General features: G+C 43.3%; 15 protein-coding genes and 2 pseudogenes. 7 read left to right on the top strand and 10 right to left on the bottom strand.

Features of this window, described 5'->3' with window-relative positions:
- The 3 genes and pseudogenes from BCT49_RS21015 to speA form a co-directional block, all read right to left on the bottom strand.
- Positions 1 to 3,188 (bottom strand): annotated as a pseudogene (locus BCT49_RS21015) (retention module-containing protein); the annotation flags it as partial.
- 665 nt (positions 3,189 to 3,853) lie between these two features.
- Positions 3,854 to 4,783, bottom strand: a complete 930-nt coding sequence (gene speB / locus BCT49_RS21010; RefSeq protein WP_102437934.1) for an agmatinase — start codon at positions 4,781 to 4,783, stop codon at positions 3,854 to 3,856.
- On the bottom strand, positions 4,783 to 6,690 hold the full coding sequence (gene speA, locus BCT49_RS21005) for an arginine decarboxylase (RefSeq protein ID WP_102437938.1): 1,908 nt from the start codon (positions 6,688 to 6,690) through the stop codon (positions 4,783 to 4,785). Before speA ends, speB begins: the two co-directional genes overlap by 1 nt.
- Before the next feature lie 424 nt (positions 6,691 to 7,114).
- On the opposite strand from speA, the gene BCT49_RS21000 reads away from it, so the two are divergent.
- From BCT49_RS21000 to BCT49_RS20975, 5 genes are all read left to right on the top strand, one after another.
- On the top strand, positions 7,115 to 7,819 hold the full coding sequence (locus BCT49_RS21000) for a class I SAM-dependent methyltransferase (protein ID WP_102437932.1): 705 nt from the start codon (positions 7,115 to 7,117) through the stop codon (positions 7,817 to 7,819).
- A gap of 272 nt (positions 7,820 to 8,091) precedes the next feature.
- Entirely contained in the window at positions 8,092 to 9,528 is a 1,437-nt protein-coding gene (locus BCT49_RS20995) for a coniferyl aldehyde dehydrogenase (RefSeq protein WP_102437930.1), read from the top strand.
- The gene (locus BCT49_RS20990; RefSeq protein ID WP_102437928.1) at positions 9,525 to 10,103 is read left to right on the top strand and encodes a TetR/AcrR family transcriptional regulator; all 579 of its coding nucleotides are present in this window, start codon (positions 9,525 to 9,527) and stop codon (positions 10,101 to 10,103) included. The genes BCT49_RS20995 and BCT49_RS20990 overlap by 4 nt, the downstream gene beginning before the upstream one ends.
- A gap of 472 nt (positions 10,104 to 10,575) precedes the next feature.
- On the top strand, positions 10,576 to 12,150 hold the full coding sequence (locus tag BCT49_RS20980; RefSeq protein ID WP_102437924.1) for an ABC-F family ATP-binding cassette domain-containing protein: 1,575 nt from the start codon (positions 10,576 to 10,578) through the stop codon (positions 12,148 to 12,150).
- A gap of 114 nt (positions 12,151 to 12,264) precedes the next feature.
- Complete coding sequence (locus BCT49_RS20975; protein WP_102437922.1) at positions 12,265 to 13,503, top strand: leucine-rich repeat-containing protein kinase family protein; 1,239 nt, start codon at positions 12,265 to 12,267, stop codon at positions 13,501 to 13,503.
- Between the two features lie 120 nt (positions 13,504 to 13,623).
- Here BCT49_RS20975 and BCT49_RS20970 read toward each other — a convergent pair whose 3' ends face one another.
- The 7 genes from BCT49_RS20970 to BCT49_RS20940 all read right to left on the bottom strand — a co-directional run bounded on the left by BCT49_RS20970 (position 13,624) and on the right by BCT49_RS20940 (position 19,291).
- Positions 13,624 to 14,061 (bottom strand): hypothetical protein, encoded by a 438-nt coding sequence (locus tag BCT49_RS20970; RefSeq protein ID WP_102437920.1) that lies wholly within the window; start codon positions 14,059 to 14,061, stop codon positions 13,624 to 13,626.
- Between the two features lie 60 nt (positions 14,062 to 14,121).
- Positions 14,122 to 14,421 carry a N(4)-acetylcytidine aminohydrolase gene (yqfB, locus tag BCT49_RS20965; RefSeq protein ID WP_102437936.1) on the bottom strand — a complete coding sequence of 100 codons (300 nt, stop codon included), beginning with the start codon at positions 14,419 to 14,421 and terminating at the stop codon, positions 14,122 to 14,124.
- A 203-nt stretch (positions 14,422 to 14,624) separates the two neighbouring features.
- Complete coding sequence (gene rplT / locus BCT49_RS20960; RefSeq protein WP_004733517.1) at positions 14,625 to 14,978, bottom strand: 50S ribosomal protein L20; 354 nt, start codon at positions 14,976 to 14,978, stop codon at positions 14,625 to 14,627.
- Between the two features lie 42 nt (positions 14,979 to 15,020).
- Positions 15,021 to 15,215: a 50S ribosomal protein L35 gene (gene rpmI / locus BCT49_RS20955; RefSeq protein ID WP_004738430.1), complete on the bottom strand. Its 195-nt coding sequence runs from the start codon at positions 15,213 to 15,215 to the stop codon at positions 15,021 to 15,023.
- Between the two features lie 104 nt (positions 15,216 to 15,319).
- A complete protein-coding gene (infC, locus tag BCT49_RS20950; RefSeq protein WP_077680304.1) occupies positions 15,320 to 15,871 on the bottom strand; it encodes a translation initiation factor IF-3 in 552 nt (183 codons plus the stop codon).
- 2 nt (positions 15,872 to 15,873) lie between these two features.
- The gene (thrS, locus tag BCT49_RS20945; RefSeq protein ID WP_029223062.1) at positions 15,874 to 17,802 is read right to left on the bottom strand and encodes a threonine--tRNA ligase; all 1,929 of its coding nucleotides are present in this window, start codon (positions 17,800 to 17,802) and stop codon (positions 15,874 to 15,876) included.
- Between the two features lie 244 nt (positions 17,803 to 18,046).
- A complete protein-coding gene (locus BCT49_RS20940; RefSeq protein ID WP_102437918.1) occupies positions 18,047 to 19,291 on the bottom strand; it encodes a DUF6035 family protein in 1,245 nt (414 codons plus the stop codon).
- A 493-nt stretch (positions 19,292 to 19,784) separates the two neighbouring features.
- Between BCT49_RS20940 and BCT49_RS20935 the strand changes: the two genes are divergently transcribed.
- Complete coding sequence (locus BCT49_RS20935; RefSeq protein WP_102437916.1) at positions 19,785 to 20,876, top strand: AAA family ATPase; 1,092 nt, start codon at positions 19,785 to 19,787, stop codon at positions 20,874 to 20,876.
- 17 nt (positions 20,877 to 20,893) lie between these two features.
- A pseudogene (locus BCT49_RS20930) lies at positions 20,894 to 21,456 on the top strand (peptidase S8 and S53, subtilisin, kexin, sedolisin); the annotation flags it as partial.

Below are 21,456 nucleotides of genomic sequence, written 5' to 3'. Positions count from 1 at the left end.
ATCTAAGCGGAGAAGAGCCGTGAAAGTAATGGTTTGAGTCGAACTTACCGCGCTGCCACTTGGCGCAGAGCCATCACTCAGATTAGTTTCAGAAAGGGTAATGCTTGGAATGACGTCAATCGTCGGGTTATCACCATCGGTAATCGTCAGCGTTACGGTTGATGTCAGAGAATCATTATCAAAATCACTTGAAGTCACCACAATCGACTTCACGATGTCTTCGCTAACTGAGTGGTCTAGATCGCGATTAGGTTCAAAGCGTACTTCACCTTCAAGGGTGATATACAGTTCGCCTTCCGTGAAGCTGAACTGCTGTTCGCCATTGTCATTTTGGTCAAGTGTTCGTAGCTGACCATCATAAGTAAACTGGGTGATCGTCGCGCCATCGGCACTCTGATTTGGCATCACATCAATGGTATTGGTCGTGATTGTGCCGTCTGCAAGGTTCGGTTCAACAATATCTAACGTACCGTCTTGCATGATTTGAACATCATCACCGATGGTCACATTAAGCTGAGACACCAATGAATCATCGCCATCACTGTCGACAGCGTAAACAGGCAGATCAAAACTCAAATCGTTCTTATCTAGGCCATCTACATGGTCTAACGCTTCAAGTAGAGTAAAGGTGTATTCGCCCAACGTACTTGTAGAGAAGGCAATCGTGAACACTGGAACTTCAGCGTTAGAGCCATCAGTAATAAAACCGATGTAAGTCCCCGGATTAGCAGGATCTTCTTTTATCTCGACCGCAAAGCCATTAGACGTCAGAGCTCCACCCACATTGAACTCGGTTGGTTCAATACGGAAACTCGCCACATCATCGCTGCCTGCATTAAAGGTAATCGTTTCAGTTGCGCTAACTGCACTTCCACTTGGCGCAGAACCGTCAGCAAGATTTGTTTCAGATAGAGTAACCGGAGGGATCAAATCAATGATCGGATCTTGGCCATCCGTAATACTTAACTCAAGCGTCGAAGTATCAGTATCGCCATCACCATCTTCAGCTAAAAATGAAAACTGTTTGACGATAGTTTCGCTGCTTGAGTGGTCGATATCACGAGCGACTTCAAACTGAAGTCACCGTTTAATGAGATAGTGACGACACCTTCAGTAAAACTGAAAGTCTGGGTAGCATCGGGGAGCAGGCTTTGATCGAGTGAGTAATCAACACCGTCGTAGTTAAACGATTGAATTGTAGAACCATCTGCGCCTTCAAAATTGAACAGGTTATACGAAACAATAGTATCGCCCGCTAAGGTCGGCTCGGTGACTGATTCAACCTTATCAACTAACTCAACGACATCGTCTTTAACATTGACGAGGATCTCAGCAGCTTCTGGTGTGTTCGAACCTCCAGACAGTGCAGAACGGTCGCCATCTGCATCAACAGCATAAATTGGCAATGCAAAGGTTAGCAGCGCATCTTCAGCGCCTTGATGTGAAAGGTCTTCATACAGATTAAATTCGTAGCTCCCTAATGAAGGGCTATCAATTTTAACGTCAAAGACCGTAATTCTTGAACTATTGACCTCAACATAACCTTCGTACGTTCTTACACCGTTGGTTTCATCAATCAACTCAAGTAGCACAGCCTCGCCATTTGAAACTAAGCTGCCACCAGTATTAAATTCTGCCGGTTCGAGTTCATAATGGTCAATGATGTCACTTTCAAAAATGTCCGCGGTGATACTGCCAGTGCCAGACACTGGCGCCGTGCCCTCTTGTGAGCCGCCAACAATGCCCGCTTCATCAACATCAATACTGTCAACATTAGTAATAACAGGGCTATCGCCATCAGTAATGGCAATGTTGATGATATTGGTTACAACATCTTGGTCAAAATCGGTAATCGTGATCGGTAGAAAGAATGACAGCGTGTCGGAGCTCACCTCTTCTATTGGCTTGAACTGTTGGAAATTGTACGTGCCGTCGGTATCGAGAGAGATAGTGAGAACAACCTCACCTCGGCCTTGAATAGCCACAGTGATCGTCGTTCCATCATCAGAAAGTCTTGCTAGTGTGTTCTGATTATCACTGAGCAACCCATCAAACTGGTCCAGTGCACTTGCATCAAATACGGCTGATTGAAGATTATCACTACCAATATTCGAGAATGTTCCTTCAATTGCCGCGCTGCTAGTTTCAACGTTAGTGATATTGACACTTTCAGCAGACGGATCTACCCCGTCAAACACTGAAACTTGTGCGTTAACGAATGTTGCTAGCGGATTTCCAGCGGTATCTACGCCTTGAATATCAAAGGTAATATCGATTTGATCGCCAGTGTAGGAAACCTGACCACCACCAACAGACGGTACATGGTCAATTGGTTGAGAAATCGTTGTGGTTAGAGAAAGCTCAATGTTATTACCAACACTGACGGCATCAATGTCGATACGTAATACTTCGTCGGTACCTTGAACACCAATGATAGAATTGGTCGCCGCGTCATACGTGAAGGTGACGGGCTGGCTACTTGAAGTAATGTCGCTGTTTAATTCACTAAGCAGTGAAGCGAGGGATAGCGTTTCTGGTACGAAAGAGTCAGGAGCGAGAGCTAAACTACCAGCAATAATCGTTTCTGTGGATGTTATAGATTGGGGATAAGTATTGCCAGATATTGAGCCTTCAGTCAGTGTTTCACTGATTGATTGGCCACCTGATGAACGGGTGATCGACCTGAATTCTTCTCTGTCTTCATCAACGGTTTGTTCTGCTAGACCAGCGGTCTCAAAGAATGTCGATGGATGAGTTTCTGTGTAGTTATAATCAATCGTCACAAAGCCAGCATTTGCGGAACCTAGTCCACCACCAGCAGCCGTTGCTTCTAAGATTTGAGTCGGATCGGCACCACCTAAAATGGCTTCTTGAATTGCAGCAAGGTCGTCTTCGGTGAAGGTTTCTGCGTCTGCTTGTTGTAAGTCAAAATTAACCTCACCAGCGATTGGAGCGTCTACCCATGCAGCGTTTTCATCAACACAACCGACGCAATTCTCTGCAACCGGAATCGAATCATTCTGAACGCCTAAGACAAGCTCTGACTTGTTGGCCGTAATCACGATCTCATTTTCACGGATGGTATCGCCAACTGAAACTTTTCTTGCGCTGCCGTCTGGCTTAACTACGACGACATCTCCACTAGTTGCTTCAACTACCGCAACCTGGCGCGAAACTTCGATATCCATATATCCCCCGTTGTCACAAAGCACTATTCTCTAGAGCCGTGAAAATTATTTGTAATAGCAATTTCAGGTTTTAATTGAACGTATACTAGCTCTCATCAATGGCAATCCATTGTTATGCCCAATCGGCTTGAAAAGAGAGAAGTATTTCACCTGTTTTTTTTATAGTTTACTTACCCTTAAGCCTAGTCTTCCCCATAAAAAATGCCATGTCTGTGCGACGAGACGTCTTTTCACAAATCTTGGTATTCTGGCTGAGTTTTGAAAACCTGAGTTAAAAGTTAGTAGGATGCTGATTTATATGCAAATAAACACACAATGTAATTGCACCTCTTCGTTTTATAAATATATACAGTAATAAGGTTGATAAATCATTAGCGAATATGGGGCATTAATAGAGGTGAGTTATGCGTTATCTTCAAAGCAGAGGTAAGTCCCACATTTGAGACAGCAACCAGAGTAAAGATGATGTGTTTCTATCCAGAGTCAATTAAACGACTTGCATAAGGTACACCTGATAGCGCATTAGTTCATAACAGGGAGAAACTGCTCGTTTCCAACGATGAGTTACTCTATTTATCCACCACCAAAAACAAAAAAGCCCACTAAGTTGAACCTTAGTGGGCTTTAAAATCAGTATGTAGCGTTATGCTGTTAGCTGTAAAAGATTATGATTTAGCGAGGCGATTCGCCGTCCAAACATAAAGCAATTCAAGCGCAATCGTCGCACCAGCCAATGCGGTAATCTCACTTTGGTCGTACGCTGGAGAAACTTCTACAACGTCCATACCAACCATGTTGATTCCCTGCAAGCCACGGATGATTTTCAGAACTTTATCTGAGTTCAAACCACCACACACTGGCGTACCAGTACCCGGCGCAAAAGCAGGATCGAGACAATCGATATCAAATGTCAGATACACAGGCTTATCACCAACAATACCTTTCACTTGAGCAATGATCTCGTCCACACTCATGTCATTCGCTTCCATCGCGTTAATGACATTGAAGCCGTGAGCTTCTTGCTTATACTCGGTACGAATGCCAATCTGCACCGAGTGTTCTGGCGAGATAAGACCTTCATTTGGTGCATGGTAGAACATGGTCCCGTGATCATAGCGACTGCCCTGACTGTACGTGTCAGTATGTGCATCGAAGTGAATCAGAGCCATTTCACCATACTTCTTGCCGTATGCTCTTAGCAAGGGCAATGTAATGAAGTGATCACCACCTAAACCTAACAGTGTTTTACCACTGTTTAGAATCGCATCAGCGGCAGCTTCTAAACGCTGAGTTAAATCTTCAGCATCACCGCAATCAAACACAAGATCGCCCGCATCAATCACCGAGGTATGTTCAAATACATTGAAGTCCCAAGGAAACTTTTTGCCTTCCCACGCCAAGTTTACTGACGCACGACGAATCGCATCCGGCCCCATACGCGCGCCCGGACGACCCGACGTCGCCATATCTAACGGCGCACCTAACACAACCACATCTGCTTCGTTATCGATGGGGTTCTGTACCAATGGGCGACGCATAAACGTCATCGCATTGGAGTACAGCGAGTAATCTGGTTTCGTAAATAGATCGTTCATTAAAAATCCTCAAGATAGGTGTAACCCATCAGGCCTTGCTCTAACTCTTCAAGTACACTTTGTTGCTCTTGCGCAGGTACTTTTGCTGTTACCAATTCTTTGTAGTTCTGACGAATTAGGTCCATATCGATATGAACGTAACGCATCATGTCTTCAACCGTGTCGCCTTCGTTGATGTAATCGATATTCGCTTGACCACTTTCATCAACATTCACCACTACGCTGTGGGTATCACCAAATAGATTGTGCATATCGCCCAAGATTTCTTGGTATGCGCCAACTAAGAAAAAGCCCATCAAGTAAGGTTCATCTGGGTTCCACGCAGGAACTGGCAGCGTTGTTTCAATACCTTGGCCATCAACATACTGGTCAATCGTACCGTCAGAATCACATGTGATATCCAGTACTACAGCGCGTCGTTCGTCCGCATTATCCAAACCGCTCAGTGGCAACACAGGGAAAACCTGATCGATACCCCAAGCATCTGGCAACGATTGGAATAACGAGAAGTTCACGAAGAACTTATCTGCTAGACGCTCGCTCAACTCGTCCAAAATAGGACGGTGGTAGCGGTTCTTAGTACTCATACGAGAGCTAAGTTCGTAGTTAATACGCAAAGACATCTGCTCAGCCCAAGCACGATGCTGAAGATTCAGCATGCCTGTTGCAAATTGGTTGTGCGCTTCTGCGATATCACTCTGGGTATCGTTGTAGATCTCAATCAACGCTCGGTCATCATTACCCGCATCTAGCTCTAAGAAGTTCTTCCACATGTTGTTTAGTAACATTGGTGCGTCAGCTTCAGGCGCCGCCATATCTTCCGGAGAATAGCTTTCTGTACCAATCACGTTAGTAACAAGCACAGCGTGATGCGCAGTCAACGAACGGCCAGATTCAGAAATTATCACCGGCTGAGGCTGATTGTAGAGCTTACAGATATCCCCTACTGTCATCACAATATTGCGGGCGTACTCAAGCAAGCCGTAGTTCATTGAGTTTGAAGACTGGCTACGTGTGCCGTCGTAATCAACCGCTAAACCGCCACCCACATCTAGGTACTTCAATTGAGCACCGATATCGCGCAGTTCACAGTAGAAACGAGCCGCTTCGCTCACACCATTTCGTACATCACGAATATTGGCCATTTGTGAACCAAGATGGAAATGCACTAACTCTAGAACGTCGAGTTGATCTTCTGCTTTTAAACGTTCAATAACAGTCAGCACTTGTGATGCAGACAAGCCGAACTTCGACTTCTCACCACCACTTGCTTGCCATTTACCTGCACCTTGAGAAGCAAGACGAATACGCAGACCTAAACGAGGTTTCACGCCAAGCGCTTTTGCTTCAGAAAGAACAAGGTCAAGCTCTGACAGCTTCTCTAGAACGATAAAGACTTTATGACCCAGCTTTTCGCCAATCAGCGCAAGACGGATGTATTCTCTGTCTTTGTAACCGTTACACACGATCACCGAGCTCGCTTTTTGAGCCAGCGCCAATACCGCTAATAGTTCAGGCTTGCTGCCCGCTTCTAGGCCCAATTGCTTCTGCTCTAATTGAGCTTGGCTCGCTAAGATCTCATCAACCACTTCTTTCTGTTGGTTAACTTTAATCGGGTAAACAAGCAGGTAACGGTTGTCGTACTGATATTCGTCGATCGCTTGGTTAAATGCGTTACAGATATTGTGTACACGTTGATGCACTATTTGAGGAAAACGCACAAGAGCAGGCAAACCAATATTTCGCTGCTCTAACTGTTTTACGATCTGACTAAGCGGAACTTGATGATCGGTTTCGCTCGGTGAAACATACACCTCGCCGTTATCATCAATTCCATAAAAACCTTGGCTCCAGTGCTTTACATTATACTCAGCACGGATGCGTTCCAAATTAACCGAATTTTCCAATTCTAGAGACCTCACACTATAGGGCCATCGACAGAAGATACCTCATTGGAATAGCGAGGTATAACCCAACAAAAAACGTTCAAAAACGATTTGTTGGCTGCATTAACCGATATTATTAAGAGTGAGTCCAACCATTGATATTTGTGGTTACGATTACGTTTTTTTATCGACGATCCGACTTAAAGTGACAGGTAAGGAATTACAAGGTTTTAGGCAAAAAAACAGGCTGAAGCGCATGAGATTTAAAGCACTTTCTAACAAAAAATCAGGTGCATAAAATACCAAAGACACATAAAATTCTTGGCTAATCTGGTCAAGTTAAGTCAGGGTTGTGCCAAATATAACCACTTCTCTACCACAACTCTCGCTATCACCGACATAGCTTGTATCCTGTTATTCCATGCCTATTGATGAGTGCTAAATTATGTCTGAAATGTACACCACCTACGCTAAGCAATACGACTCGGCTGCCCGCGATAATATTTACAATGCCTTACTTGAGCGTCCATCAACAATTGCCTTGCTCGATGATGTAAAAGGTATGGATATTGTCGACCTAGGTTGTGGCTCTGGCATTTACGCGCAATGGTTTATTGACCAAGGCGCAAATAAAGTAACGTGTACCGATCTCTCTCAGGATATGGTCGACTTGGTGAACGGAAAACAAATCAAAAATGTTTCCGCTTATGCTCAAGATGCTGCCCTTGGTCTGCCGAATGAAAAAGACAACAGTGCCGATGTCATCGTGTGTCCGCTAGTCTTGCATTACATTGAAGATCTAAAACCCGTCTTTGATGATATTCAGCGAGTCCTCAAGCCAGGTGGTTACATCGTCTTTTCAACGCACCACCCTTTTGCTGACTTCGAATGCACGATTTCTGGCAATTACTACGAACGTGAATTCATTCAAGAAGAGTGGAACACGGTAGGTACACCCGTTCAAGTGAGCTTCTACCGCCGCTCTTTAACCGAGCTTTGCCAAGCGGTTACTCAATCAGGCTTGCTGATTTCAAAAATCACGGAGGGCACTATCGATGAAAAAGCCAAAGAAATTTCTGAAGCGACATACGAGAGACTGTCAAAGAACGTTAACTTTATCTTTCTCCGTTGTGAAAAAGCCCCTGCGTAATCATTAAACGTTTATTTTGGTGCCTTTGATTCCGTCAAAGGCACTCGTTCTCTTCTTATCTTCTTATCTTCTTATCTTCTTATCTTCTTATCTTCTTACGGTAGCCATTATCACCCAACGTCTAAGTCACCTTTCTTCAATTTCCCTTCGAACAAACAACGTGCAACTGAACAAAAAATAAACTTTTATCGGACATATCTTGTATTCGGTTCGATCTTCTTGTAATTTTAACTGACCAACCAATCGGTCAGCTTTCGAATTTAGGGGATACTATGAGCCATAATCTAGACCTTGAACCAACCACGTCGAACATCAACGACATGGATCAAATATTCAACCGACAAAAAGATCACTACCGCAGTAATGTTATTCCAACGCTTGAACAGAGAAGAAAAGACCTCTCGGAATTAAAAGCGTTGCTAATGCGCTACCAAGGGCAATTGATTGATGCGGTGTCTGAAGATTATGGCCATCGAGCAAAACACGACAGCTTGATTGCTGATATCACCCCTTCTCTTCACCAGATCAATTACAGCCTGAAGAACCTTAAGAAGTGGTTGAAGCCATCTCGCAGAAAAGCTGGCTTAATGCTAACGCCAGCTAAAATCACCGTTCATTATCAGCCAGTGGGTGTTGTCGGTATCATTGTTCCTTGGAACTTCCCGGTGATGCTCTCTTTAGGTCCGCTCATTACTGCGTTGGCGGCAGGTAATACTGCAATGCTCAAGATGTCTGAGTTCACTCCAGCGACAAACAGAGTTTTAAAAGCCATGTTGGCTGAAGGTTTTAACGAAGATCAGGTTGCGATTATAGAAGGTGAAGCTGACGTTTCCGCGAAGTTTAGCCAGCTCCCATTTGATCATATTCTATTCACAGGGTCGACCTCTGTGGGTAAGCACGTAATGAGAGCGGCAGCCGATAACTTAACGCCTGTCACTTTGGAATTGGGCGGCAAGTCTCCAACGATTATTGCTCCTGACTTTGATGTCGCTGACGCCGTTGAACGCATCCTATTTGCAAAAAGCTTAAACGCTGGCCAAATTTGCGTGGCACCCGATTACATCTTATTGCCTCGAGAAAAAGCCGACGCGTTCATCACAGCTTATAAGCAGTACTTCAAAAAACTATACAAAGCTGGCATTGAAAGCAAAGACTTAACCTCAGTAATCGATATGCGCCAATACAATCGTTTGAAGGGTGTAATTACAGATGCTCAATCTAAAGGCGCGGTTATTCACACCGTCACCGAGCAAGCACAAGACGATGTGAACCACAGAATGACGCCACACCTTCTAACCGAAGTGAACGACGACATGGTCGCAATGCAAGAAGAGTTGTTCGGCCCCGTTCTGCCGATTGTGCCTTATGATTCTATTGAAGAAGCGATCAGCTACATCACAGCAAGAGAACGTCCACTTGCTCTGTACATGATGAGTCACGATAAACAGACCCAAGATCAGTTCTTATCGAATACGCATTCTGGCGGTGTTTGTATTAACGACTCGCTAGTGCATGTTGCAGCAGAAGATGCGCCGTTCGGTGGCATTGGCCCTTCAGGCATGGGACACTACCACGGCATTGAAGGCTTTAAGACCTTTAGCCATGCCAAAACCGTTCTAAGCAGAGGTAAAATTAACTTCACCAAGTTAATGCACCCTCCTTACAACAACCCAATTAAAAAGATTCTGTTCAAAGTACTAAATAGATGATTACGAAAAGGCAAAAAATCCTAGATGCTGCGCTCCTGCTCTTCTCTCAACAAGGGCTAGAGGGCACATCTACCGGACAAATAGCGAAAACAGCAGGCGTCGCAAAAGCGACACTGTTTCATCACTTCGAGAATAAATCGTTATTAATTGATGAGCTGTTTCGCGAGCTAAAACTGGCACTATTCTCTACGCTTCAACCACACACCGATATCGCAGAACAAGATCGTTACCAAGCCTTTAAGTTCATGTGGTTCACTGGGCTTGAGTGGGCGTTAGAAAATCCAGTTGCGATGAAGTTCTTCACCAATGTTCATTTCGACCCGACGACTCAAACTCGAGAAGTCATCGTCTCACAGATGTTCGCATCGTTAGATGAAATCGTTTTGAAAGGACAAGAAGCCAGTGAGCTGATGGTGTTAGACATCAACCTTGTTAGGCACTTCATCCATAGCCATTTTTTGATTTGTGCAAACTGGTTGATTGAGCAGAATGAGTTACCACCAGAGCAGTCAGCCAAGTACATCAGCGATAGCTTTGACATGTGCTGGCGTGCCGTCGGCGGCCAGAAAGTGTAATTCCCTAGTTCCTCGAAAAATCTGGTTTTCCAAAGAACGTTCTAGAGCGCCTCACTGGCGCTTTAACTATTTGGATACATTTTAGTCACTTCATCGTATTGACTTTCAGCGCGTTCTTTCAGTAACATCCCACCATCATTTCAAAAGAGAATAACGCCATAATGAAGTACTAACATCCTGACATCCGATTTATTTTTATAAAAATCATTTGGACACTCGGGGTTAGTGGGCGTTACTTCGTCATCTATTTCTTGAAAAATCAAGCTATTGAAGAGCAGTCGATTTAAGACCAACCTCTTTAAGATCAACACCTTGAATAAAGAAAGCATTTCAGCAAGATAATCTCTACCTTTTGCTGTCATCCTACTTAAGTAACGTCTTTGGCGTTCTAGACATAGAATCCTACGTAGGAATCTATGTAGAAAAGCGCCTCACCCCTTTTACTCGTTTACACGTAAAGGGAGGTATTTTTATGCCTACTATATTAGCCAACAATCTCTCATTCCAGCTCGATACTGGTGAGTGGTTATTCAAAGACATCACCTTTAGTTTGAGCAGTCGCCTGACAGGCCTAGTCGGAAGAAATGGGGCTGGAAAGTCACTACTGCTTGCGTTACTGGTCGGGAAAACACAACCCACATCAGGAAGTGTTTCGCGCCAAGGTTCGATCGGCTTTTACTCCCAGTTACCTTCAAAACTATTAGATAGCACAACCAGCATTGCTGACTTCTTGGGGATCACAGAAAAGTTAGACGCATTACACGCCATAGAACAAGGCAGCTGCGAACTTCAGCACTTCAATATCGTTGGTGAGGATTGGGATTTACAAGCGAACACGAAGCAACTTTTAGCCACATTGAAAATAACCAGTGGGTTGACCACGCCTTGCCATACATTGAGCGGAGGGCAACTCGCCCTCTTACAGCTTCATCGCTTATTTACATCAAACCACGACATACTGATTCTCGACGAACCTTCAAACCATTTGGATAGCGACGGACGTAATTGGTTACTAGAACAGTGCCAGTTGTTTGAAGGCAAAGTGCTTGTCGTCAGTCACGATCGAAGCTTATTAAGACACATGGAAGGGATCTATCACCTCAACAGTTTGGGCATGCGCTTCTACAAAGGGAATTACGATGATTACTTCACGCAAATGTCGAGTCAAAGTGAAGCACTGGACAAGCAAATAACGCACCATCAATCGGAAAAGAAACGACTCGAGCGCCAAGCTCAGACTAACAAAGAAAAAGCACAACAACGTGAATCTCAAGGTAACCGACTCCGAAAATCAGGTAGCCAACCCAAGATATTATTGGATGCAATGAAAGATAAAGCAGGACGAACCCAAGGAGCATCGGCAACAAGCCACAAGAACTTAAAGGATCAAAACCAACATAAACTTCAATCTCTTAAAGAACAACAAGAGCAACTTAAGCCGCAAGCGTTGTACCTACAACCAGCGAATAGTTCTAAAAAACACTCACTATTAACCGTTGAAGAGTGTCGCCTAAGTTTTGGTTCCGGTGCTCCTATTAGCTTCTCTCTATCACAAGGGGAACGATGCTATTTAACCGGGGCGAATGGGTGCGGAAAATCGACACTATTAAAAGCCATTCATGGCCAACACTCGAACTATACCGGTTCCATCAAGCGCTTAGGGGCGACGGTATATTTGGATCAACACTTTGGCCTGTTAGGCACCAACGACACCATGTTCGATAGCCTGATGACACACTGCTTTGGGTTAACAGAAAGTGACGCACGAACCTTGCTCGCTGGAATTGGGTTCAGGCGAGACTCCGTATACCGAAAAGTGGCACATTTAAGTGGTGGTGAAAAAATGAAATTGGCGATGTTGATCGTTAGCCACAAGCAAGACTCCCCGCTTCTATTACTCGATGAGCCAGACAACCACCTAGACATCGACTCAAAGCAAATATTGGCGTCCGCTTTACGTGAATACCAAGGTGCATTTATCTTAGTTAGTCATGACCGCGACTTTGTTGAGGAGGTCGGCGTCAGCCAAAACCATATACGACTTTAACCTTTGTAAAATCGTTCACTTAGTTTAGTTAAGCGAGCATCATTCCGGTGCTCGCCTTTCTTGATTGAGACAAGTAAACTACGCGCCTCGAACATCTATTCATAAGGCTAAGGTTTGCATACTCTAGAACAACTTAAATCAGGGCAACTAAACGGTATTACGCGCTTACAACTGTCAGAAGGTCTCACTGAATTTCCTTTAGAGATCTTAGAACTCGCTGATTCTCTTGAGATTCTAGACCTTTCAGGTAATCAACTGTCAGATTTACCAGAAGAGTTATCACAGCTGACCAACCTGCGTATTATCTTCGCGTCGAATAACCTGTTTACGCACCTTCCTGATGTTCTCGGTACTCTTCCTAAGCTTGAAATGGTTGGCTTCAAAGCCAACCAAATCAAAACCGTTAGCGAGAAATCTTTGCCAACTCAATTACGTTGGTTGATCCTGACAGACAATGCAATCGAGGTTCTCCCTCACTCTTTAGGTGAAAGACCACGCCTACAAAAGCTCGCATTGGCAGGTAACAAGATTCGCGTTTTACCAGAAAGCATGGAAAACCTATCAAGCCTTGAGCTAGTTCGCCTGTCTGCAAACCAACTGACTGAATTCCCAGCGTTCCTTATCAAGCTACCCAAACTGGCTTGGTTAGCCTTTGCGGGTAATCCGTTTTGCAAACATCCAAGCAGCTTAGATAGCGTGCCTGCCGTTAGCTCACAATGCTACTCACTCAATCAAGTGCTTGGCCAAGGCGCGTCTGGTGTGATTTCTCATGCCAACTGGTTGAACGGTGACTTTGACTTCCCACAAGAAGTGGCCGTTAAAGTATTCAAAGGCGAAGTTACCAGTGACGGCTACCCACATGATGAACTTGAAGCGTGTCTTCAAGCAGGCCAACATAGCAACCTAGTGAAATCTATCGCTCAAGTCGATGAGTCAGACTACCTAGCGTTGGTGATGGAGCTTATCCCGAGCAACTATTACAACCTAGGTTTGCCCCCTACTCTTGAGAGCTGCACTCGCGATACATTCAACGAAGGCTTTGAGCTTTCAATTGATCAGATCAATAGCATTACCGAGCAGATGATTGATGTGTTTGAACACCTTCATGCCAATAAGGTGTGTCACGGTGACTTGTATGCGCACAACACCCTAGTCAATGAGCAAGGTCAGATGATCTTTGGTGACTTCGGAGCAGCAACTATCTACGGTTACCTAACCGAAGAGCAGCAACAAGGCATTCGTCGAATTGAAGCGCGTGCACTGAAGCACTTTATTGAAGACCTATTGACGGTTTGCGCGGCAAGCGATATCAATTCAGAGCTGTATAAGAAACTCGAAAGCTATCACGCATAAGAGTTATCAAGCATAAGAGCTACCAAGCTTAAGTGGTCAATCAAGGTTCGATAGAAATGAAAAAAGCTAACGTTTGACGTTAGCTTTTTTGCTTCTAGGGCTGAATTCATCGAAACAGACTTAACGAGCTTCCACCTGAACAAGCTTGAGGTAAGAGTGGAGTTCTTGATTCTTATACTCCACTGCCGAATGAATATTGAGGTCTTTACACGCGACAACATCAAACTGGTAACGATTGGCACCTTTATTGATTTCAACGTGCAACAACCCGCTTTTCAATAACCAATGACCTTGTGTTTCAAACCGGTCAAACAAACGATATTCAGTTAAGCTACCATCCGAATGAAAGTGAACTTCAGTGATGTACCCTGCTGGGCAACTTTTTACCCAAGTCCGCCCTAAGACATCTTCTTCAACAAAGTTTCTTTTGCTCTCGCACCACTTTAAATAATCGGCACTCTCACTCAGATCACTATCAAGGTCATACTTAGACAGTAACGTTTGGTCTTGTTGTTCACGACAGTAAAGCTGAAGCAGTGTCTGCTGGTTATTACTCATTAATCGCCATCCCTAGCTAGTCAATCCAATCCAATCCAATCCAATCCAATCCAATAAGGCTTAAGCTACCAACTCATAAGAGACAACATAAAGCTCAGAGATCCCTGGGTAGATATCTTGAATCACACCCTTCAGGACTTCTAGCGTCATGTTCTCTTGCTCCGCATGGAACTCACCTAAGTCATCAAACAAGATTGGCTCTACGCTAATAATCTTAAGGTTACAGAATACACGTCCCTGCTCTAGCGTTGATACTTCAACAACACTGCCCGGCTGGTAATCGCGCTCAGATTCATCACGAATCGTAATGGTCTTTTTGCCTGAAAGGATATCGGTTTCAAAACGTTCAAAGAACGTCATAGTAGTAGGTGCTGCGGTCATTTATTTCGGTCGCTTAACATTTAAAGGTTAGGTAAATGTTTATATACCAGAATGCTTGTTCAAGCGAATAAAAATTAGAAGCGAGAAGCGAGAAGCGAGAGAATATGGCAGAGCCAAATAGCAGGCAATAAAAAAGGAGAACCGAAGTTCTCCTTTTCTTAAACCTTTAAGCTAACTCTAAATTATAGAGATGCTTTCGCTTTTTCAACTAGAACAGCAAATGCTGCTTTGTCGAATACTGCGATGTCGGCAAGAATCTTACGATCGATCTCGATAGATGCTTTCTTAAGACCGTTGATGAAACGGCTGTAAGATAGACCATTTTGACGAGATGCCGCGTTGATACGTGCAATCCAAAGTTGACGGAATTGACGTTTCTTGTTGCGACGGTCACGGTAAGCGTATTGACCAGCTTTGGTAACTGCTTGGAAAGCTACGCGGTAAACACGTGAACGTGCTCCGTAGTAACCTTTAGCTTGTTTTAGAACTTTCTTATGACGTGCACGAGCTTGTACACCACGTTTTACGCGAGGCATTATGCTTCTCCTAAACTAAACGAATTTATAAACTAAAAAGAATTAAGCGTATGGCATCATACGTAGAACTTGAGCAACTTCACATTTAGGAAGGATCGAGTTCGGACGAAGCTGACGCTTGTTCTTAGTAGTACGCTTAGTCAGGATGTGACGTTTACCAGCGTGCTTAAACTTAATACCACCAGCAGTTTTCTGGAAACGCTTAGCAGCACCTTTGTTGGTTTTCATCTTAGGCATGATGAATAACTCCGCATTGTTGAGTTGTTAATAACATAGTAATTAGGGCGAATAAAACCCTACAGCCTAGGGCTGCAAGGTTTAATTACTTGTAAAGCCGTTAATTACTTCTTTTTAGGGGCCAACACCATGATCATCTGGCGACCTTCAATTCTCGTTGGGAAAGATTCGACAACTGCAAATTCTTCAGTATCTACTTTCAAACGATTAAGAACGTCAACACCGATTTCTTGGTGAGCCATTTCGCGGCCACGGAAGCGAATTGTTACCTTCACTTTGTTGCCGTCTTCTAGGAAACCAGTCAGGTTGCGTAGTTTTACCTGATAGTCTCCAATATCAGTTCCAGGTCGGAATTTAATTTCCTTGATCTGAACCTGCTTTTGCTTTTTCTTCTGCTCTTTCGCAGCTTTGCTCTTCTCGAAGAGGAACTTACCGTAGTCCATCACACGACAAACTGGCGGCTCGGCGTTAGGGCTGATCTCTACAAGATCCATACCAGCTTCATTTGCAGCTTCCATCGCTTCAGCGATTGTTACTACACCAACAGCTTCGCCGTCTGCGCCAGTTAGACGCACTTCACGAACGCCACGAATGTCACCGTTTAAACGGTGCTGGTTTTGTTTGGCCGGTTGTTGGCCACGTCTTCCGCCTTTAATAGCTATTCCTCCAGATTGAGCTTACGGCTTGAAACCTCGGCTTGGATGTATGAAATAAAGTCATCCACTTTAAATTTGCCAAGGTCCTTACCTTTACGTGTACGTACTGCAATTTCGCCGGCTTCCATTTCTTGGTCACCACACACAAGCATGAACGGTACACGTTTCAAAGTATGTTCGCGGATTTTAAAGCCAATCTTCTCATTTCTCAAGTCTGCTTTGACTCTAAATCCACTTTTTTGCAGTTTTTTCGCAATTTCTTGTACATATTCAGACTGTTTGTCTGTAATGCCCATAACAATTGCTTGTTCTGGCGCCAACCACGTTGGGAAGAAGCCAGCGTATTCTTCAATAAGAATACCGATGAAGCGTTCTAGTGAACCTAAAATCGCGCGGTGAATCATAACTGGCGTGTGACGCTCGTTATCTTCACCTACGTAAGTTGCACCTAAACGTTCTGGTAATGCAAAATCGAGCTGCACTGTACCACATTGCCATGCGCGGTCCAAACAATCATGCAAAGTAAATTCAATCTTAGGTCCATAGAACGCACCCTCGCCTTCTTGAATCTCGTATGCAATCTCCATCGCCTCAAGCGCTTGCTTAAGATCGGCCTCTGCACGGTCCCACATTTCGTCTGAACCTACACGCTGTTCTGGACGAGTAGATAGCTTAACAACAATGTTTTCGAAACCGAAAGTTGTGTAAGTATCGTAAACCATTTCAATACAAGCTTTAACTTCTTGCTGAACTTGGTCTTCAGTACAGAATACGTGAGCATCATCTTGAGTGAAGCCACGAACACGCATAATGCCGTGAAGTGCGCCAGACGGCTCGTTACGGTGACATGAGCCGAACTCAGCCATACGTAGCGGTAGATCGCGGTAAGATTTCAAACCTTGGTTAAAGATTTGAACGTGACCAGGACAGTTCATAGGCTTGATCGCGTATTCACGGTTCTCTGAAGAAGTAGTGAACATCGCTTCAGCGTACTTATCCCAGTGACCAGAGCGTTCCCAAAGAACACGGTCCATCATTAATGGGCCTTTTACTTCTTGGTAATCGTACTCAGTCAGCTTCTGACGAATAAATACTTCTAGCTCACGGAAGATAGTCCAACCGTTGTGATGCCAGAACACCATGCCTGGTGCTTCTTGCTGCATGTGGAATAGATCTAAGTGCTTACCGATTTTACGGTGATCACGCTTAGCCGCTTCTTCTAGACGCACTAGGTGAGCCTTAAGCGCTTTCTTGTCGTGGAATGCAGTGCCGTAGATACGTTGAAGCATCTTGTTGTCACTGTTACCACGCCAGTAAGCACCCGCTACGTTAAGTAGCGTGAAGTGTTGGCAGAAGCCCATATGTGGAACGTGTGGACCACGACACATATCGATGTATTCTTCATGATGGTACAGGCCTGGACGATCGTCTTTAGAAACGTTCTCATCCAAGATTTCGATTTTGTAAGTCTCGCCGCGAGCTTCGAATGCGTCACGCGCTTCCTGCCAGCTAACTTTCTTCTTAACAACCTGATACTTGGTCTTCGCTAGCTCTTTCATACGCTTTTCAATCTTTTCTAGATCTTCTTGCGTTAGAGAGTGCTCAAGGTCGATATCGTAGTAGAAACCGTTATCGATGGTAGGACCGATCGCCATTTTCGCTTCTGGAAAAAGCTGCTTAATCGCGTGACCTAAAAGGTGAGCACAAGAGTGACGAACGATCTCAAGGCCATCAACTTCATCTTTAGCTGTGATGATTTCTAGGCTTGCATCGTTTTCGATAAGATCACAAGCATCAACACGCTCGCCGTCTACACGACCAGCAATGGTTGCTTTCGCAAGACCAGGACCGATTGATAGGGCAACATCTAGAGTTGATACAGGGTTGTCAAATTGACGCTGACTACCGTCAGGAAGAGTAATAATTGGCATTATTTGTCCTTTACAGTGGTGTTGCACACCAAGCAACACATGAAAATTATTTAATATATTTAATTCAACAAGTTAGATAACTTGATGGGGATATATGTAAGAATTGGTACAAATTCAGGTACAAATACAGATGAACCCTCATTTATTCCAAAGGTATTGTAACGAATTAACATGAAATGACAATAATGTACTGGATAAGAGGTAGAGGAAAACTGTCATCTCTAAAAGACAGTTTATTTTATGATCATTGGTCAAACGCATATGTACAATTTTTGCAGAAAAGCGCACTTCCAATTTTTCTTGGGGTCTCTCTAACTCCGCAGTTAGAACATAGACGCGTATCTCCAAATGACTTACTTACGCCTGACGTTGAGGCGAAACTACTACTCATAGAGGAACTCCTTCTATTAGCATACGAATTTCGACCACTATTCCGAGTTGATTGTTTATCAAAAGCTGAAGTATTAGATATTCTGTTTGTTTCGCGAAGACGCGAAAGCCTTAGCTCTTGTTCTTTTCTTTGCCTTTCTCTTTCATCTTCAATGATGAGGCGGATCTTCTCTTGAACTTCTTCATCTTGTATTTTTTTCAATCTTGCCAGCTCGGCCCGATTCTTTTTTTCGTCAGCTATATTTTGTTTCACATTGGCGAGTATAGCTTCGGTATCCACTGCATATATTTTTTTACTTAAATGGTCAAAATTAAGCTCTGAGAAATCAGCTAAGACGGAGTCCCACTTATACCCTATTGTCAAATCATCATTCTGGTGTGGTACTCGATAATGACAGGTTAAAAAAAGCCTCCCCTCTTGAAGAGACTTCTCTTTAGCTACGTCGTCAAATTCAAATGCATTAGCTCGATTCGCATAGCTAATATCTAAAGAGGTGAATTTGTCAGGGTCAAAATCAAGAAAAACCCACACTATATAAGTGTCATTTTCTCTATAGAAGTCTTCACGCTTAATAATCACATCTAAAAACGTGGTCGAGATTTGAAGCTCGAAGACGACATTTTCATTACCAGCTTTATACACTGCGCTAATATCAGGACGACGCCACCGCTTAGCTACTCCAAAACTATGCTTTTCTCTATATGTGGGTTCAATGGCAACCTCATCTTCAAAAAGAGTGTCTTTTCGTATTATTCCCGCGATAAGGTTTTTATGTTCTCGATGAGCTCGACTCTCTTTTTTTCCATTAAATTGCATTGCCAATAGTTCATCAACAGTAAATTGAGATGTAACTTTTATTGGGCAATCTTCAGAGTTTTTGGGGTGAGCAAAATACTTTGTCCGATCAGTCGTTCCCCTCAACACTACTGGCTGGTAGCAGACATCACATAAAGCTATAGGGTTACTCTTCCGAGACTCTTCTATTCGTCGACGGAATTTAAAAAAATCATCGTCGTCACAATGGTCTAAATACTCATTTGCATCTAAATATTTATCATCTTCAGGCATAAAGACTGATTTCATATTACGAACAGACATCGCAGCTCCTATAACCCCATAATTTTATATGCATTTATACACCCACTTGAGTGCAAGTGATAGTCACAAATCATACGTATGGTAAGTTATTAAGCGCTTTTCATTTTCGATTACGAACACATGATCTGCAAATTCATATCTTATGAACTGATACCTTTCTTACCCATACCAAACAGCTTAAGAAAATTGTGGTAATGCAAGTTCTAGAGTTGACTAAAAGGTACCTCTAGAAGTGAATGGTTTAACAATGGTCCATTGTAACTGTATGTATATACAGCTAAACTAAGTTAAGAAAAATATATTTCATTACTAAAAGCCACCTAGTAGTAAGGTAGTTTAAGTACCACCTCCACTCTAAACCCCAACCAAAAATGCACCACTTAGCCACCCTAACAACCCAACAAAAACAACATTTATATTGCCATTGTGACTAATTTAGACCTACAATGGTGACAATTAGTCATACCACAATTTTAGTAGTTAGTAGATTTGTATGAAAACAGAAGACTTTGTTAATTTCGCAAGATTAGCACTCACAGGTAGTGATAGTGACGTAAGGCTTTACCTAGGGAAGCTAATCCGAAAAATGAGAAAATCAGATATCGAAACCGCCGCAAAACTTGAAGGGCTCCTAAAGACTGAGCCCAAAAGACAAAGCCCAATAATGCGCAAAGGTTCCACAGTTTTTCCAAACAACACACCGACAACATCAGATGATATTCCGCTAATTAAGAAATTTATTGATAATAAAGCTGACACCCCAGTTTTATCAGAAGATATCAAAAAATCACTTGAGCAAGTAATCCTTGAAAGAAAAAACGCTACGCTTTTAGCAAGTAACGGATTATCTCCTTCAAGCTCAGTCATCTTTCAAGGCCCCCCTGGTGTTGGCAAAACAATGACCGCGAAATGGTTGGCAGATCAATTGGATGTACCTTTTTACATTCTTGATCTAACTGCTGTTATGAGCAGCCTATTAGGAAAAACAGGCAATAACCTACGCAGTGTCATCGATTTTGCAAAATCTCATCCCTGTGTATTATTACTTGATGAAATAGATGCAATTGCCAAGAAAAGAAGTGACGAAGCTGATGTAGGGGAGCTTAAAAGGCTCGTGACTGTAATGCTTCAAGAACTTGAAGACTGGCCAGGTAACGGTTTACTAATCGCGGCAACTAACCACCCAGAATTGGTTGACCCTGCACTCTGGCGTCGATTTGACTTAGAAGTCACGTTTGAACTACCAAGCAATGAACTTATAGAAGTAGCAATTCAAAACTTCTTGAGCCATGACTATAAACACTTCGAACCGTGGATCTGTTTTATGATTAATAAATTCAGTCAATCCTCGTTCAGTGATATCAAACGAACAATCAGTAAACTAAGAAAACAAAGAATTTTAGAACCTCAATCTTTTGAAGAATCACTGACACAACAGTTACTTCCAGATATTGAATCAATGTCACAGAAGGATAGGATTGATACTGCAGTGAGACTGGTTTCACACTTTTCAATGTCACAACAAAAAGCTTCTAAGTTGACCAAGGTGAGTAGAGATACGATAAGAAAAAGACTTAAAGATTAATTATAGGACGCAGTTATATGGCTAAAAATAAAAACTACCTAATTGGTCGAGCCGAAGTGTTAGCAAGTTTAACACCAGCGCCAAAAATGAAATTCGATAGAGAACCACTTTATTCAGTTGCTGAGTCTAGAGCTAGATTAGAACCTCAATTAATGAATGTTTGTGATGAATTGAATAAGCTGCCACCAGAGCTGTGTCCAAATGATCTATCAGTAACTCGGATGACCTTGCACCCTTCATTTATCGCTAAAGGACATTTTCCCAAAAAAATTCTGAGAGAAATGGGAGTGCAATCTATTGGCAGCACAAGTTCAGATATAAAACCAGATCGTTGGACTCGTGTAGGCGAACCAGAAACCTGCCCTTCGACGTCTCTTTATTTATCAGGGAAAAGACAAGATTTAATCCAGTTTTCTCAACAACTATCTCAATATAATGAGGAGTCACCAGGTGTCGCTGACCTCGAAAAAATTTGGAGCATCGAGGTTATAGATGCTGAGTCTAAGATAAAAAAAGGCCTACCTCAGTCTGCTGAAGGCTACTTTGAAGTTGGCCTTCAACTGGCTTTGTTGCGTAATTC

The organism is Vibrio lentus (assembly GCF_002875945.1).
Taxonomy (GTDB): Bacteria; Pseudomonadota; Gammaproteobacteria; order Enterobacterales; family Vibrionaceae; genus Vibrio; species Vibrio apostichopi.
Note: the sequence above shows the minus strand (reverse complement) of the source record. Positions and strands in the feature narration are given on the sequence as shown.

Bases quoted from the DNA above. Each gene is read 5' to 3' on its own strand.
- rpmI (WP_004738430.1), bottom strand. From the start codon at position 15,215: ATGCCTAAGATGAAAACCAACAAAGGTGCTGCTAAGCGTTTCCAGAAA.
- speB (WP_102437934.1), bottom strand. From the start codon at position 4,783: ATGAACGATCTATTTACGAAACCAGATTACTCGCTGTACTCCAATGCG.
- BCT49_RS20940 (WP_102437918.1), bottom strand. From the start codon at position 19,291: ATGTCTGTTCGTAATATGAAATCAGTCTTTATGCCTGAAGATGATAAA.
- BCT49_RS20995 (WP_102437930.1), top strand. From the start codon at position 8,092: ATGAGCCATAATCTAGACCTTGAACCAACCACGTCGAACATCAACGAC.
- yqfB (WP_102437936.1), bottom strand. From the start codon at position 14,421: ATGACGTTCTTTGAACGTTTTGAAACCGATATCCTTTCAGGCAAAAAG.
- BCT49_RS20970 (WP_102437920.1), bottom strand. From the start codon at position 14,061: ATGAGTAATAACCAGCAGACACTGCTTCAGCTTTACTGTCGTGAACAA.
- BCT49_RS20980 (WP_102437924.1), top strand. From the start codon at position 10,576: ATGCCTACTATATTAGCCAACAATCTCTCATTCCAGCTCGATACTGGT.
- thrS (WP_029223062.1), bottom strand. From the start codon at position 17,802: ATGCCAATTATTACTCTTCCTGACGGTAGTCAGCGTCAATTTGACAAC.
- BCT49_RS20935 (WP_102437916.1), top strand. From the start codon at position 19,785: ATGAAAACAGAAGACTTTGTTAATTTCGCAAGATTAGCACTCACAGGT.
- rplT (WP_004733517.1), bottom strand. From the start codon at position 14,978: ATGCCTCGCGTAAAACGTGGTGTACAAGCTCGTGCACGTCATAAGAAA.
- BCT49_RS21000 (WP_102437932.1), top strand. From the start codon at position 7,115: ATGTCTGAAATGTACACCACCTACGCTAAGCAATACGACTCGGCTGCC.
- BCT49_RS20990 (WP_102437928.1), top strand. From the start codon at position 9,525: ATGATTACGAAAAGGCAAAAAATCCTAGATGCTGCGCTCCTGCTCTTC.